Consider the following 14194-nt stretch of genomic DNA (forward strand, 5'->3'; position numbering starts at 1 on the left):
GCTATGCGCCAAGGGATCGCCACCCAGCAGATGGTCCCATCCCACGATCGCTTCAGGCGTTCCCGCCTTGGGCTGGTTGGCGATGAGCTGCATGTTGTCGCGGCGGCTGAACATAACGAATCCCTGTTCGACGAATGAGTACTCCCCTTGAAGGGGCTGCGCAACAGAAAAGTTCTTCGAGTCGATTCTTTTTTCTTCGCCTTCGAGACCAGGGCTCGCCGGGCCTCGGCGCCGGTCGCCGCAATCGGGAACTACCGCGGATCTACGGCGATTTGCCCTGGATATGACGAGGGTGGCGGAAGGAAGCTGCGCAGTGCACACCTCGTGCCCTATCGGGCACCGGCCTCGATCCGGAATCGCTCATTGCACCCGGCCCCCGAGACCACCACGTGACCTTGCCTCAGTCGTCGCCTCGCCGGGCGCCTCCCCGCCGTGAGCCGAGTCGATGGGCATGTAGCAGCTACCGGTGAGGGGCGTGGTCATGGTGCGCAGCCTCCTCGCGTGCGGGTCGGGGACGTCACGGCAGTGCGCCGACGCGCTCCGCGGCCGCCTCGGCGGAGCGCACGGCCGCATCGATCCCCGAGCCGTGGAACGCCGAGCCGGCGAGGAGCACCCCGCTGCCGGCGAGCGCCCGCTCGGTCTCCCGGACCCGCGCCGCATGCGCGGGCGTGGAGACCGGGAGCGCGCTCGACCAGCGCGAGACCCAGGCGCGCTCGGCGGGCCCGCGCACGCGCAGCACGCGCGCGAGCGAGGCCTCGGCGCGCGCCGCCCACGCGTCGTCGCCCATCTGCTCGAGGTCCGCCGGCTCGGGGCGGAAGAAGAGGCGCAGCGCGACATGGCCGGCGGGAGCGCGCTCGGCGAACTTGGAGGTCGTGAACGTGCACGCGCGGAAGCCGTGCGCCTGGTGCCCCGCGGCGACCACGAAGCCGGTGCCGTCGAGCGGGTGCTCGATCGCGGCGCGCGGGTAGGCCAGCGAGACGGTCACGCTGGAGAGCGTCTCGGCGTCGCGGAGCGCCAGCGCCGGCTCGCCGAGGAGCGCGGCCGCGCCGGCGGCATGGGTGGCGATCACCACCGCGTCGGCGTCGACCTCGGCCCCGCCGGCGAGCGCGAGCCGGAAGCCGCCGCCGGCCGCCCGCGCGAGCGAGGCGACCGCGGCGGAGGTGCGCACATCGGCGCGCTCGTCGCTCGCGAGCGCGCGCGCGAGCGTCTCGGTCAGCTGCGCCATCCCGAGGCGGAAGGTGCGGATCCCCTTGCCGAGCTCGTCGCGCGGCACCTGGAAGCCGAGGAACGCCGCCGCCTCCCCGGGCGCGAGCTCCCGCAGCGCGGCGCCGTCGAAGCCGAACGACCTGTGTGTCTCCTGGCCGACGAGATCGCCGGCGATGCCGAGCGCGCCCGCCAGCGCGGGCACGGCCTCGCTCCGCGCGATGAACCCCTCGGCGCCGTGCTCCACCACGAACCCAGCCGTCCGCTCGGTCCAGAGCTGCCCGCCCAGCCGCGGCGCCGCCTCGACGAGCGTCACCCGATCGCCCGCCGCCGCCCGCCTGAACGCGACGATGCACCCGGCCAGACCGCCTCCGACGATGGCGACGCGTCGCATCGACCCCGTATACCACGCGGCGGCGCCCCGAGAGGCGCGCTCGGCCACGGGCCCCCGGGAGGTCGACTCGACCGGATCGCGCTCGTCAGGGCCGCGCCACAGGATGTCTTTTCTGCGCGGCGCGCCGCCGGCCTGGCCGAACCCCTCGACGGCCCGTCTTCCTCGGTGCCCGCCGGCGCGTCAGCCGAGCTGCGACAGGAACTTCCGGAGCTGCTGCGCCTCCACCATCGTCATCACCGGGACGAGCCAGGCCTCGAGCGACGTGGTGTCGCGAAACGCCTTTCGGCTCGAGTTGTGCGCGTCGCGGATGAGCCGCTCGACCTGGAGCCCGAGGATCGCGTTCGCCACCGGCAGCAGGTAGGCGGTCCGATGCACCGTGGCGTTCTGCACGCGCATCATCTCCAGGAACTTCTCCGCGCTCTCGGGCGCGAGCACGTCGACCTGGAGCAGCTCGATGCACACCACGGCCCCGTGCCGGTTCTGGGTCACGATGCCCTGGATCCTGGCGATGCACGCGTCGACCTCGCCAGCCGGGAGCGGTGAGGCCAGCCTCACTTCGATGAGACGACCGGCTCTATTGTCAACGGAGTACATGGGCGAAATTAAACCTACCGTAGACGTCCGAGCCAGAGCGCGTCAATCAACGGCGAATCCGTGCGGTACGGCCCCGTACGCGCGCCCACGACAATGACCCTTTGTCGGCGGCCGCCTCGACAGACAAAACCGCCCGAGACGGTGCTCACGCGCCGGACGAGAAGATCACCTTCCCCGGGCGCGCCTCGTCCTCGGAGGCGGCCTCCCGCTCGGCCTCCAGGGCCTTCGCCTCGGTCTCCAGATCCGGAAAGCGGTACCGGATCCCGTCGCCTGCCTCGAGGTCCACATCACCCCCGAGCGCGACCACCTCGCGGGTGATCTCCTCCGAGCGCGGCGCCTCCCCGGCCGCGTCCTGCCAGGCCCGCTGGAGCACCGCCTCCGTGATCGGCTCCCGGGCCTGCCGCGCGCCGATGCGGGTGAGGATCGCCCGCAGCACCGCCCGCCGGGCGTTCCGCCGGGCGAGCCGCCGCCGCTTCAGCGGGCGCAGGAGCGCGCGGCCGAGCGGCAGCGCGAAGAGGGCGAGCGAGAAGACGAGCGGCACCACCCCGAGCGCCACCGCCGTCCCCGTGGCGGGCAGCTCCGCCATCGGCACCCCGCGGGCCAGGAGACCGAGGTTGTCCAGCGTGAGGTGCGCCCCGAGGGCGTAGACGCTCATCATCAGGTTGAACCCGTTGAGCGCCACGATGAGCGCGTTCACCCCCGGGCCGTTCCCGGTGAGCGGCGGCAGCTCCTCGCGCTTCGCCCAGACCGGCGCCGGCGCCCGCGACGGCGCCTCGGCCGCCGTCCGCCGGATCGCCTCGAACCGGTACACGATCCCCCCCTCCTCCGAGACGTCGACCGTGCCGTCGTAGTCGAGCATCAACCGCGCCATCATCGGGTCCGCCTCGTCGCGCGACAGCCCGGTCACGCGCATCACGTCGGCGAGCCCGATCCGGCCCCGCTGCGCGCGGATCTCGGCCAGGATGAGCTTCTCGCTCTCCAGCGGATCGCGCGGCGCCGGCGTCGGGCCGAAGAAGAACCGGTTGACCTTCTCGTAGAACGGCGTCTCGTCCCTGGGCTGCCCGAACGCCCCGCGGCGCCCGTACGACGAGGACGAGGACCAGGGCGGCTCGGCCGTCCACACGAACGGCGAGAAGGGGTGGAACGTCCAGAAGATCGCGTCGAAGACCATCCGGAAGAGGACGTAGCCCGCGAACGAGCCGGAGAAGCTGCCGTGATCGCGCGAGTCGCTGTTCGACCGGGCCAGCAGCTGGGCGATCAGGATCCCGACGAAGATCACGACGTACGCGATCAGCACGATCGCGATCCACGCGCGCACGACGAAGCGGGCCACGCCGGCGGCGCCGCGGAGGACGAACCCGAGCGCGCGCTCGAGCCGCGTGCGGGTCTCCCACGGCTTGGTGAAGCCGTGCGGGAAACGGAAGAGCAGCTCGCCCTCGGACGTCGCCTTGAGGTGCCCGCGGTACTCGCTGACGAGCAGGTGCAGGCCGCTCTCGGCGTCGCGCAACGGCAAGCCGCTCCGCGCGGAGGCGTCGGCGAGCGTCAGATCGCCGGTGTGCCCGCGCAGGGCGGACTCCAGGATGCCGGCGGCGCGGCGGGCCTCCATCAGCTTTGGAGATTTCAGCGTCAACGGTCGCTCGCCCTCGTTCTGCGCGGCGGCGCAGCCGCCCTCGCTCGCGGCACGGCCGCGCTCGGTGGCACGGCGTCGCCGCGCGCCCTCCCGGAGGCACAGTTTCCCCCGTGCTGACCTACATGGTGACGCACAGGGCTCCGCGCAAACGCCGCGGCGATTTTTTCGGAGGCCGCGGCGCCTCCCGCGGGTCAGCCGCCGGAGGTCGGCGGGTGCGATCTCGGCGTGGCGTCGACCATCCGCACGTCCAGGCCGAGGGCGTCGCGCAGCATCCCCGCCTTCGCGACGACGGTCCACTCCTCGAGCGCCCGGTCCTCCGCGCCCTGCACCTCGAGCACCAACGTGTCCTCCTCGATGCGGCCGCTCACGTCCGCGACCTTCGCCCGGTGCTCGCGATCGAGCGCGTCGGCGATGCGGAGGATCGACGCCATCGCCTTCACCTTGGCGCGCGCGTCGCGCGAGAGCGCGCGGAAGTTGTCGTGATCCATGCTGGGCGGCGACTTCCTGTGGTAGCGCGCGATGTTCGCGACGATCGCGCGCTCCTCCGGGGTCAGCCCCATGAGGTCGCTGTGGGCGATGATGTAGTAGCTGTGCTTGTGGTGCCCCTCGTAACGGACGAAGTCGCCGATGTCGTGGAGCAGGGCCGCCGCGCGCAGGAGGATCCGGTCGCGCTGGCCGAGGCGGTGACGCGGCGCGAGGTCGTCGAAGAGCCGCTCGGCGAGGCGCGCCACGAGCGCGCCGTGCTGCTCGTCGAAGTGGTAGCGGCGGCCGAGCCGGGTGCAGGCGTCGCTGACGGCGGCGGCCTCGCCGCGGAAATCGGGCCCGAGGAAGTGCGCGTGGGCGAGGTCGACGAGCACGCCCTCCTTCAGCCCGACCCCCGGCGCGACGATGAACGGCTGCACGAACGACTGGGCGACGCGGCCCAGGATCGTCGCGGCGGGGACGATCGTGTCGGCGCGGTCCGGGCGCAGGCCGTAGATCTGCGCGCGCTCCTCGGGCGTCTTCGACACCAGCTCGTCGAGCAGGCGGGACATCGCGGCCACGTCGATCGCCCGCCCCTCCACCGGCGCGCCCGGCAGCGGGCAGAGGTCCGCGAGCGTCTCGATGTTGCCGCCCGTGCCCACGAGCAGGTCGACCCCCGAGCCCGAGCCCTCGCCGAGCAGCTCCACGATCTCGCGCGTGGCGTCGACCATGACGCGGTCGACGTACTCCTCGACGAGCCGCCGGTGCCCCGCGTCGACGGGGCGGCGATCCTCGAGGAAGGTCTCGACCATCCGCACCGTCCCCAGGGGGAGCGAGCGCGAGAAGACCGCCCTGCGGCCGCGGAGCAGCGTGAGCTCGGTGGAGCCGCCGCCGATGTCGACGAGGAGCGCGGTCCGGTCGCCGAGCGCGACGCGCTCCAGGACGGCGAGCTGGACCAGGCGCGCCTCCTCGATGCCCTCGATGACCTCGACGTGGACGCCGGCCTCGCGCGCCGCGCGCTCGACGAAGAGGTCGCCGTTCTGGGCCTCGCGCGCGGCGCTCGTCGCCACGGCCCGGTAACGGTCGACCTTGGCCGCATCCATCGCCGTGCGGAAGCGCCGGAGCGCCTCGCAGGCGGCGCCGATCACCCCCGACTCGAGCCGGCCCTTCGTGAACACGTCGTGCCCGAGGCGCACGGAGGCGCGGTCCGCGTGGACGTCGCGGAACGGGTGGAAGCGCGGCGCGTCGTGCGCCCCGGCCGGGCCCCCGGCGAGCGCCGGCTCCCTGCCGCCCCCGAACGCCCCGAGCGCCGGAGGATCGACGTCGACGATGCGGAGGCGGATGGCGTTGGATCCGATGTCGATGGCAGCGAGCCGCGCCATGCCGGGAGAAGTAGCGAAGCTCCGGGCGGTTGGCTACTCTCATGCCCGCTCATGTGGAGGAAGCTTCAACGCGGGTCGGGGGCCCGCCATCTCGGTCCCCTTCAGCATCGGCCTTCAGCGCGCGCGGCCCTGCCCGGCGATGCCCGGGGCGCGCGCCGTCTCCTCGGCGGCGCGCGCGAGGCGGCGCGCGCCGCGCTGGGGATCGCGGCCGCGGCGCTCGCGCTCGCCGGCTGCGGCGGCGGTGAGGCGCGCGCGCCGAACCCGCTGCGCGCCCTCGACGAGCGCCGGGCGATCGAGGTCATCCGCCGCGCGATGGTGCAGGAAGGCGCGAAGCCGGTGCTCGGGCGCGAGGTCGATCTCGTCAGCGGGGGCAAGGTCCGCGTCGACGTCGGCGTGCAGAACCGCTCGTACGGCGTCGTCTACGTGACCGAGGAGGACGCCCAGGCGCTCGGCGCCGCGCTCCCGCCGCCCAACGGCCGGGACGAGAAGCTGCGCATCGTCCGCGGCGGGCCGGACGGGGCCGTCCGCGTCGTGCTCCTCTACCAGCAGAACTACCTCTACGACGACCTCGTCGGCGAGTCGCACGAGCGCACGACGATCACCGCGGAGCGCGAGCTGACGCGCGACGTGCAGGACTTCATCACCTACGCGCGGACGCAGAAGTTCCCGTGAGCGCGGTCGATGAGGGCGAGGGCGCGCGCCGCCCGGCGCGCCGCCGGGGGCAGCGGACGGAGGAGGAGGCGCGCGCGCGCCGCGCGCTCGGCGGCGGGGGGATGCTCCTCGTCGCCGGGCTCGCGCTCGTCGGCGTCGGGCCTTCGGACGCCGGCATGGGGCTCACGCTGATCGCGCTCGTCGTCCTCATCTACGGGATCCACAGCTTCGGCCGCCTGGGGCCGGAGCGGGACGAGCGGGCGCGGCTTCCGTCGCGTTGAGGCTTGCGCAGCGCGGCGCCTTCGAGCAGCATCCGCCGCCATGCATCGCCCTACGCGCCAGCACCAGCACCTCACCCTCAAGGTCACCCAGAAGCAGGAGAGGAGCTCCCAGAGCTCCCGCAAGCCCGGCCGCAAGGCCAAGCGCTGGAACAAGTTCCTCGCGCAGTACGCGCCGCTCGTCGCCGGCGCCGAGACGGCCGCCCCCGCCGAGAGCTGAGCTCCGACTGCGGTCGTCTGCCGACGGCGCCCCGACGCCCGACGCCCACTTTCCATTTTTAATTTAATTTTACAGAACCACCACCTGGCGCGAGCCTCGTCCGCTCCGGGCGACGGCGGTCGCGCCGTCCCCACGCCCGGCGACGGTCGCGCCGTCCCCACGCCCGGCGACGGTCGCGCCGTCCCCACGCCGGGCCACGGCCGCGCCGAGGCTGCGCGACGCGACGACCGCAGCACCCCTGCGCGACGCGGCGGCCGGCCCGCCCTTCCTGTGCTTCCTGCATTTTTCGTGATGGCGTCGCGCGGCTCTTGCCACGCAGCCAAGAGAACACCCCCTCTCCGCGTCTGAACTCGCGATCGCCAGGCGGCCTGTCATCCACTCCGCGCGAGACAGGCGCGCCGGCAGAGCGCGCGCGCCGCGTGCGACGCGCGAAGGGACCACTCCATCTCTCGCGCAAGGAAGGATTCATGGCCGATCGTCCTCCGTCCCGCGCTGCCCGCGCAGCCGCGTTGCTCTGGTGCTCCCTCGTCGTGGGCGGCACATCGCTCATCTCGGGGTGCCTGACCCGACCCATCGCCGATCAGGATACGCGCACGACGGGCACCGTCGTCGAGCGGCTCCCGCAGCGCGTCGACAAGATCGACCTCCTCCTGACCATCGACAACTCGTCGTCGATGAAGGACAAGCAGGAAATCCTCGCGCTGGCCGTGCCGGACCTCGTGAGGCGACTGGTCAACCCCCAGTGCGTCGATCCGCTGGACCCCGCGAGATCGTCGCCGCCGAAGAACGGCGTCTGCGATAGCGGCATGGAGCGCGAGTTCGAGCCCGTCCTCGACATCCACATCGGGATCATCAGCACGAGCCTCGGCGACCATGGCGCTGCGGCCATGACCCCCGACGGGAAGAGCGCGTGCGCCGGGTCGACCGTGCACTTCTCCAACAACGACATGGGGCACCTCATCGCCCGGAGCGACGGCGACGACGCCCCACCGACGTATGAAAACAAGGGGTTCCTCGCCTGGGATCCAGAGCAGAGGCTCAACCCTGCCGGCGAGTCGATCCTCGACGACGGCGCGGGGCACGGCCTCGTGCCGACGCTGACGAACATGGTCCGAGGGGTGGGCGACGTCGGGTGCGGCTACGAGTCGCAGCTGGAGAGCTGGTACCGCTTCCTCGTGGACCCAGCGCCCTACGACACCCTCGAGGTGGTGAACGGCAAGGCGATCCGGACAGGGCTGGACAAGGCGCTCTTGGATCAGCGCAAGGCGTTCCTCCGGCCGGACTCGCTCCTCGCGATCATCATGCTGTCGGACGAGAACGACTGTTCCATCCGGGAGGGCGGGACGGACTTCTGGGTCGCGCGGCCACCCCCGTTCCGGATGTTCCAGCCGCGCAAGGAGTGCGCGGAGAAAGGCCCGGACGATCCGTGCTGCGCGTCGTGCGGAGTGGACGCCCCTCGCGGGTGCCCGGTCGATGAGACCTGCAGCGAAGGAGGCAAGGTCAAGGCGCTCGACCTGGAACATGACCCGCCCAACCTGCGCTGTTTCAATCAGAAGGAGCGGTTCGGGATCGACCTGCTCTACCCGATCGACCGCTACACGGATGCGCTCACGAAGACGCAGATCGAGGATCACGACGGCGATATCGTCGACAACCCGCTCTTCTCGGATCTCGACCCGACCGACGAGCTCAGCACGGTGCGATCGCCGGAGCTCGTGTTCTTCGCGGGCCTCGTCGGCGTCCCCTGGCAGGACATCGCGCGCCAGAACGACGCGGGGCAACCCGACCTCAAGAATGGCAAGGACAAGGACGGCAACCCCGTCGGCGGCTTCAAGAGCGCCGAGGAGCTGAGCGCCCCGATCGCTGGCTTCCAGAGCACCTGGGACATCATCCTCGGAGATCCCAAGGCGCGCCGCCCCCCCGCGGATCCCCACATGGTCGAGTCGCCGAGCCCCCGCGATGGCGTGAACCCGATCACCGGGACGCCCATCGCCGGCGTGAGCTCGCCGGACGACGCCAACGTCATCAACGGCCACGAGTGGGAGCCCAAGACGACCTTCGGCGACCTCCAGTTCGCCTGCGTGTTTCCGCTGGAGAACCCCGTGATGAACGGAGACTGCGACAAGTCGACCGACAAGACGGACTACAACAGCCCCCTGTGCCAGGACAACCCCGACGGCACCGACAGCAACATCCAGGTGAACGCGAAGGCCTATCCGGGCCTCCGGCAGCTGGAGCTCATCCGGAGCCTCGGGGACCAGGGCATCGTCGGCTCGGTGTGCCCGGCGCAGCTCAAGAACGCGGCCGACGGCGCGCTCGACTACGGCTATCGGCCGGCGATCGGCGCGATCGTCGATCGTCTGAAGACGAAGCTGGCCGGGCAGTGCCTGCCCCGCGCCCTCCAGCCGAACGACAACGGACAGGTCAGCTGCCTGGTCCTGGAGGCGCGGACCGTGGCCGACGGGCAGTGCAGCTGCGACGGAGCCGCGGCGCGGCGGAAGGTGCCCACCGAGCACCGCTTGGCGGAGCAGATGGTGCTCGACGATCCGGTCGCGACGGCGAACGGCTGGAACTGCGTCTGCGAGGTCGAGCAGCTCAGCGATCCGGCCGAGCTCAAGGCCTGCCAGGACACGGTGCCGCCGGCGCCCGTGGAGGTCGGCGGCGAGAAGGTGCACGGGTGGTGCTACGTCGACCCGCGGCTCGGCCTGGGCCGAGACGAGGTCGTCGCGAAGTGCCCGTCCACGGAGCGCCGGCAGGTCCGGTTCACCGGCAACGGCGGCGCCCAGGACGGCGCCACGCAGTTCGTCATCTGCTCCGGCGACACCGCCAAGCAGTAGCCTATTCTCCCAGCTGCTGCCCCCAGGCCCCCGGCGCCTCGCGCGTCTCCTGGAGAATCGCCTGCCACGCCCCGAGGCACCGCTCCTGCTCCGTGACGAAATCGTGCGGATCGAAGCGCGCCCATCTCCCTGTCTGCGCCGCAAGCTCCCTGCATAGCCGCCTCCGATCCTCGACCGGGAGCGAGAGCCTCCACAGCTCGTGAAGCGACACCGACGGTGAGTACATCCGCCCGCGCCGCAGTCGCCGCTTCGGGTCGAAGCGCCCCCTGTGCTCCGACCAGTACGCCCGCCAGCGCGCGGGATCCGTCGATGGCACCTCCAGCGTCTCTCTCGATCCGACCGGCGGGCGGTCGCGCGGATCGCTCACCAGCTCTCCGAGCGGATGACGCCGCCGGAACGGCGCCGGGTCCGGATCGATCACCCCCACATCCTCCAGCGCCTCCGGGTCGACCTCCACCTCCTTCACGAGGTTCGCGCCGAGCAGCCGTTCGAGCGCGGCGCCGGCGGCGCGCGCCACCCCTTCCACCGCCGACTCCAGCAGCTCCAGCAAGCTCGGGATCGCCTCGACGAGCCCGGCCCACCCTACGGCCTCGACAGCGGCAGGCGTCGGCGATCGCTGCATGCGCTCGAGCAGCCAGAAGGCGTCTTCCTCGCGGGCGGCCAGCGAAACGCGCACGAGCGCCCGATCCCCGAGCGCCCCTTGCGCCGCCCTGCGCGCGGCCTCGGCCGTACCCGGGTGCGCCGCGAGGAGCATGGCGTCGAGCGCCACCGCCTGGACGTCGAGATCCTCGTGCGCGAGCGCCCGCTCCATCGCGCGTCGACCGCGCGGATGTCTCGCCGCGGCGAGCGCGGACAGCCCCAGCGCAAAGACGCGCGCGTCTTCCTCCTCGCTCAGCCCCTCGAGCTCCGCGGGCGTGAGCCAGCCGCGGTGGGCCAGCACCTCCACGGCGATCGCCCGGCACCCTCGCTCGGAGGACGCGGACAAGGCCCGCAGGCAACTCGGCAAGAACGGGTTCCGGGCAAGCTTCATGGCCGAGACGAACGCCCCGGCGACGACCGGATTGCCGGGGCCGAACCGGAACAGCACCCGTTCGGCGCAGGCGAGCACGTCGCGACCCTCGAGGCACCCGGCGATCATCGCGGCTGCAAAGACCCGCATGGGGTCGGCGGCCGGCGCATCCATCGCCATCGGCTCGACGTGCGCGATCGCCGTCGGACCGAGCGCCGCCAGCGCGTCGATGGCAGCGACCATGCGCAGCTCGAGCGCCTTACAGGAACGCCAGTCGTCACCCGGGAGCGGCGCCCGCTGGACGCCCAGCATCCCGATGTCCTCGAAGCACAGGCGCGACCAGCGACGAACGAAGTCCCCGTCGGAGATCGCGGCGGGCGGCGCGAACGCAAATCCGGGCGGCGCCTCTCCCCCGGCCGAGACCGGCTTCGCCAGCCTCGGCGCTGGTCTCGTCGGACGGACGAGCGCCTCGGTCCGCTCGCGTGCCACACGGCGCATCGCCTCGGCCATGGCGGCCAGCTCATCGAACGTCCTCGGCTCCGAAGGCGCGAGCTCTCGCGCTTCAGGCTCGGGCTCGGGCAGCTTCGGCGCGCGGAACGATGGGACGAGCGAGGCCCGCTCGACGACGTGCAGCGGCGGACCATCGACGCCCGCGCGAAGCACGGCGGCGTTGGGCCCGGCGAACGGCGCGCCGGCGAACTGCTCCTCGGCCGCGACGAGCGCTGCGCACGCGTCCCGGAGGGAAGCGAGCACCCGCGGTTGACCCGCGCGGGCCACGAGCACAGCGGCCGCAAAGGCATGGCCGTGCGCGCGACCGATGGCCGTGACGCGGTCGGCGCGGCCATCGAACGCGTCGTACAGCGCGCCGAGGCCGCTCTCGAGCCTGCGCGCCGCGGGCGCGAGATGGGCGCTCGGCTCACGCTGCGCTTCGATGAAGCGCGCGACCGCGTGGAGGAGCGCGTGCGCGCGCTCCAGGTGCCGAACCCAGGGCGCGCCAGCGTCGAAGGCGGAGAGCTCGTCGGACATGGCTCGCCGCCTCACCCGATGCGTTGCGTGCGCACGCTCCCGGCGGGACCGCGGCGCCCAGGGCCTATCGACATGAATCAGAGCCCTCCCTTGTTCAAGAAGCCGGGGCTGCCGGTGATCCCCACCATGCCCAGCTCCACGAGCACGATCGGCGCTCCCATCACGAGGAACGACGGCCCGCCGGTGTTGAGGCTGACCACCTCCTTCAGCGTCCCTGGCTCGTTGCCGTGGCACGCCTTGAAGCTCCCCCCCACCGTCAGGATCTTGGCGCCGCCCATCTTCGTTCGTACCGGCGCGTTCTTGATCCCGTCGGCCGAGCTCGCGAACACCGGATACGGCACCGGAACCGGGCCAGGCGCGGCCGGCGTCGTGCACACGCTGGCCGCCAGCGGGACCATCTGGTGCCCCGACCTGGCCGTGATGCAATCCATCCCGCACGCCGTGATGCTCATGCCTGCTCCTCCCTCTCAGCCCCTCGCGCCGCGCTCGCGAGCAGCACCGCCGCCCGCTCCCCGCCGTCGTTCCCCGCCGTCGCGATCGCCACGGGCGACGGTGCATACCCGTGTTCCCACGCTGTGGCCGCCATCGCGACCAAGAGCGGCACCGCCGCGGCCCCCAGGTAGCCGATGCGCTGCGCTGGAGAATCGATGACATAAGGGCGACCGAGCACGTCCTGCATCCGCACGAACGCAGCCTGCCACTCGCGGAGCCGCCGCATCTCCCCCGTGAGATCGGTCAACATCCACCCCGCCGTCCTCCCGGCCCGCGCCAGGGGCTCGGCCGCCTGCTGCGCCGCGCTGGTCAGCCCGAGCGCCTCGTAGGCCGGCGCGTCGTCGCCAGGCCGGGCGCGCTCCCGCCCCGCGCCGACGCCGAGCACGCGCGCGAGCGCGCGGAGGCCCTGGCGCTCCGCGTCCGCGTCGCGCATCAGCGCGAAGAACACCGCAGCTTCTCCCGGGATGCGCGCGTCGAGGTTGTCGGGAGAGAAGAGCCGCCCGCTCTCCTCGAGGGCCGCAATCGCACGCGGGTCGTAATCGCTGTGCACGCCGCCCAGGATCACCGCGTCGGCGAGCCTCGACGAGAGTGCGCTCAGCGCCTCGGAGAGGAGCGGTCCCAGGGCCGCTTCGCCTCCGGCGACGATGCCCACGGTCGCCGACGGCATCGAGCGCTTCACGGCAGCCGCGAGTAGCTGCGTCGCCGCCGGCGCGTCGGGATATCCCTCGTCGAGCGAGAGCCGGACCAACGTCCTCCCGTCGCGGATCGGCGCGGCCGCCTCCTCGAACGCCGGCACCGCGAGCAGGACGAGCCGCTCGGGCCCCACGATGCGCGGATCGATCACCGGGATGAACCCCATCGAGATCGCCTCGCCCGCCGAGCTCGCGAGCGGCGCCTCGGCGACCGCCGGGAAGCCCGCGCGCAGCAAGAACCCCGTCTGCCGGGCGTTCAGCCCGATCGGCGTCCGTGCCCCGACCCTGACGACCCCGACCGCGCTCACCCTGCCCCCGTCTCGGTCACGACGATCTCGACATCCTTCATGCGCCGCGGGGGCTGGAACGCCGCTCGCCACACGAGCTCGACGACGACGCCCGCCGGCGCGAGCGCGTCGACGAGGACCGTATCGACCGCGGGCAAACCGACCTCAGGCGCTCGCCCTCTCGCCCTCATCGCGATCTCGACGGCGACGCTGGGGAGCCGGAAGCGCGTCGTCCCCCCTCCCGGCGTGAGGTTGAGCAGGGCCACGTCCTCTCCCCCGCGCAGCGACGGGGCCGCGATGAGCCCTGGCGAGGCGCACAGATTGGCGCGGTCGTCGTGATCCAGGGGCAAGAGCGGCGCGCGCTGCCTGCGCCAGGCGGCGTCGTAGGTCCCCAGATGACGCCGCCGCGGCTCCCAGTGCCGGCCGATCGCGCCGAGCCCCGCGGGCGCCGGGCGCGTGCTCGCCGAGGCGATGAGCTCCGCCGGATCCTCGATGAACGGAGCAGGCTTGTGCGTCAGCGCCGCCGGATCGCGCGCGATCCCCATCCCCACCGGATTCCGCGGCTCTTCCACGGGGCGCGACGAATCGCTCCGATCCAGCCCGCCCCACGCGTGGTCGTACCGCACCTCGATCCCGGTCGTGGGGCGCGGCTCGGACAGCGCGGCGCCGTTCGCCTGCCAGACGCGCAACCCGAAGATCCGCACGACCCTCTCCAGCGCGCCGATCCGCACGCCGGCATCGAAGAAAGGGACGGCCTTCCCGCCGGGCGCGTGCGCCGCCGCCACCACGATGACGTCCGTGCCCGGCTTCGCGATGCACAGGTCCGCTGGATACTTGATGCTGCTCATCTCCGGATCTCCCCACGGCACGTCGGCGCTGCGGATGCGGCGCTGCTCCGCCCTGTCCGGGAGCTCGAGCTCGCCCTGCCCGGCGACCAGCACGAACGTCGCCTTCACCACGACGACGAGGCGCTCGCCGTCCTTGCCGATGAGCAGGAACGGCGCAGCGGCGAAATCGGTCCTGTTGTCCACGCGCGG

General features: G+C 72.5%; 12 protein-coding genes. 4 read left to right on the plus strand and 8 right to left on the minus strand.

Annotation, left to right across the window (positions count from 1 at the left end; translation table 11 throughout):
- Window positions 1-517: 517 nt before the first annotated feature.
- The 4 genes from WME98_RS05370 to WME98_RS05385 form a co-directional block, all read right to left on the minus strand.
- Window positions 518-1597 carry a protoporphyrinogen/coproporphyrinogen oxidase gene (locus tag WME98_RS05370; RefSeq protein ID WP_437950288.1) on the minus strand — a complete coding sequence of 360 codons (1080 nt, stop codon included), beginning with the start codon at window positions 1595-1597 and terminating at the stop codon, window positions 518-520.
- Window positions 1598-1777: 180 nt separating this feature from the next.
- Window positions 1778-2191, minus strand: coding sequence for a hypothetical protein (locus WME98_RS05375; protein ID WP_044986386.1), 414 nt, complete (start codon window positions 2189-2191; stop codon window positions 1778-1780).
- 145 nt (window positions 2192-2336) lie between these two features.
- Complete coding sequence (locus tag WME98_RS05380) at window positions 2337-3821, minus strand: hypothetical protein (protein WP_437950289.1); 1485 nt, start codon at window positions 3819-3821, stop codon at window positions 2337-2339.
- A gap of 191 nt (window positions 3822-4012) precedes the next feature.
- On the minus strand, window positions 4013-5665 hold the full coding sequence (locus tag WME98_RS05385; RefSeq protein ID WP_437950290.1) for a Ppx/GppA phosphatase family protein: 1653 nt from the start codon (window positions 5663-5665) through the stop codon (window positions 4013-4015).
- Between the two features lie 51 nt (window positions 5666-5716).
- Here WME98_RS05385 and WME98_RS05390 point away from each other — a divergent pair, with 51 nt between their 5' ends.
- The 4 genes from WME98_RS05390 (at window position 5717) to WME98_RS05405 (ending at window position 9651) form a co-directional block, all read left to right on the plus strand.
- Window positions 5717-6337 (plus strand): hypothetical protein, encoded by a 621-nt coding sequence (locus WME98_RS05390; RefSeq protein WP_437332449.1) that lies wholly within the window; start codon window positions 5717-5719, stop codon window positions 6335-6337.
- Window positions 6334-6597 carry a hypothetical protein gene (locus WME98_RS05395; protein ID WP_437950291.1) on the plus strand — a complete coding sequence of 88 codons (264 nt, stop codon included), beginning with the start codon at window positions 6334-6336 and terminating at the stop codon, window positions 6595-6597. The genes WME98_RS05390 and WME98_RS05395 overlap by 4 nt, the downstream gene beginning before the upstream one ends.
- Window positions 6598-6637: 40 nt before the next feature.
- Window positions 6638-6814 (plus strand): hypothetical protein, encoded by a 177-nt coding sequence (locus WME98_RS05400; RefSeq protein WP_437332450.1) that lies wholly within the window; start codon window positions 6638-6640, stop codon window positions 6812-6814.
- Window positions 6815-7281: 467 nt separating this feature from the next.
- Window positions 7282-9651, plus strand: a complete 2370-nt coding sequence (locus WME98_RS05405; RefSeq protein ID WP_437950292.1) for a hypothetical protein — start codon at window positions 7282-7284, stop codon at window positions 9649-9651.
- A 1-nt stretch (window position 9652) separates the two neighbouring features.
- Here the strand turns inward: WME98_RS05405 and WME98_RS05410 are convergent, their stop codons facing one another.
- From WME98_RS05410 to WME98_RS05425, 4 genes are all read right to left on the minus strand, one after another.
- Window positions 9653-11686, minus strand: a complete 2034-nt coding sequence (locus WME98_RS05410; RefSeq protein WP_437950293.1) for a hypothetical protein — start codon at window positions 11684-11686, stop codon at window positions 9653-9655.
- A 77-nt stretch (window positions 11687-11763) separates the two neighbouring features.
- On the minus strand, window positions 11764-12138 hold the full coding sequence (locus WME98_RS05415) for a PAAR-like domain-containing protein (protein WP_437567263.1): 375 nt from the start codon (window positions 12136-12138) through the stop codon (window positions 11764-11766).
- Entirely contained in the window at window positions 12135-13178 is a 1044-nt protein-coding gene (locus tag WME98_RS05420) for a beta-ketoacyl synthase N-terminal-like domain-containing protein (protein ID WP_437950294.1), read from the minus strand. Before WME98_RS05420 ends, WME98_RS05415 begins: the two co-directional genes overlap by 4 nt.
- A complete protein-coding gene (locus WME98_RS05425) occupies window positions 13175-14188 on the minus strand; it encodes a DUF2169 family type VI secretion system accessory protein (RefSeq protein ID WP_437950295.1) in 1014 nt (337 codons plus the stop codon). Before WME98_RS05425 ends, WME98_RS05420 begins: the two co-directional genes overlap by 4 nt.
- Window positions 14189-14194 lie beyond the last annotated feature (6 nt).

Origin of the sequence: Sorangium sp. So ce296 (genome assembly GCF_051529605.1) — a bacterium.
Classification (GTDB): Bacteria; Myxococcota_A; Polyangia; order Polyangiales; family Polyangiaceae; genus Sorangium; species Sorangium cellulosum_D.

Bases quoted from the DNA above. Each gene is read 5' to 3' on its own strand.
- WME98_RS05370 (WP_437950288.1), bottom strand. From the start codon at position 1,597: ATGCGACGCGTCGCCATCGTCGGAGGCGGTCTGGCCGGGTGCATCGTC.
- WME98_RS05375 (WP_044986386.1), bottom strand. From the start codon at position 2,191: ATGTACTCCGTTGACAATAGAGCCGGTCGTCTCATCGAAGTGAGGCTG.
- WME98_RS05385 (WP_437950290.1), bottom strand. From the start codon at position 5,665: ATGGCGCGGCTCGCTGCCATCGACATCGGATCCAACGCCATCCGCCTC.
- WME98_RS05390 (WP_437332449.1), top strand. From the start codon at position 5,717: ATGTGGAGGAAGCTTCAACGCGGGTCGGGGGCCCGCCATCTCGGTCCC.
- WME98_RS05400 (WP_437332450.1), top strand. From the start codon at position 6,638: ATGCATCGCCCTACGCGCCAGCACCAGCACCTCACCCTCAAGGTCACC.
- WME98_RS05405 (WP_437950292.1), top strand. From the start codon at position 7,282: ATGGCCGATCGTCCTCCGTCCCGCGCTGCCCGCGCAGCCGCGTTGCTC.
- WME98_RS05410 (WP_437950293.1), bottom strand. From the start codon at position 11,686: ATGTCCGACGAGCTCTCCGCCTTCGACGCTGGCGCGCCCTGGGTTCGG.
- WME98_RS05415 (WP_437567263.1), bottom strand. From the start codon at position 12,138: ATGAGCATCACGGCGTGCGGGATGGATTGCATCACGGCCAGGTCGGGG.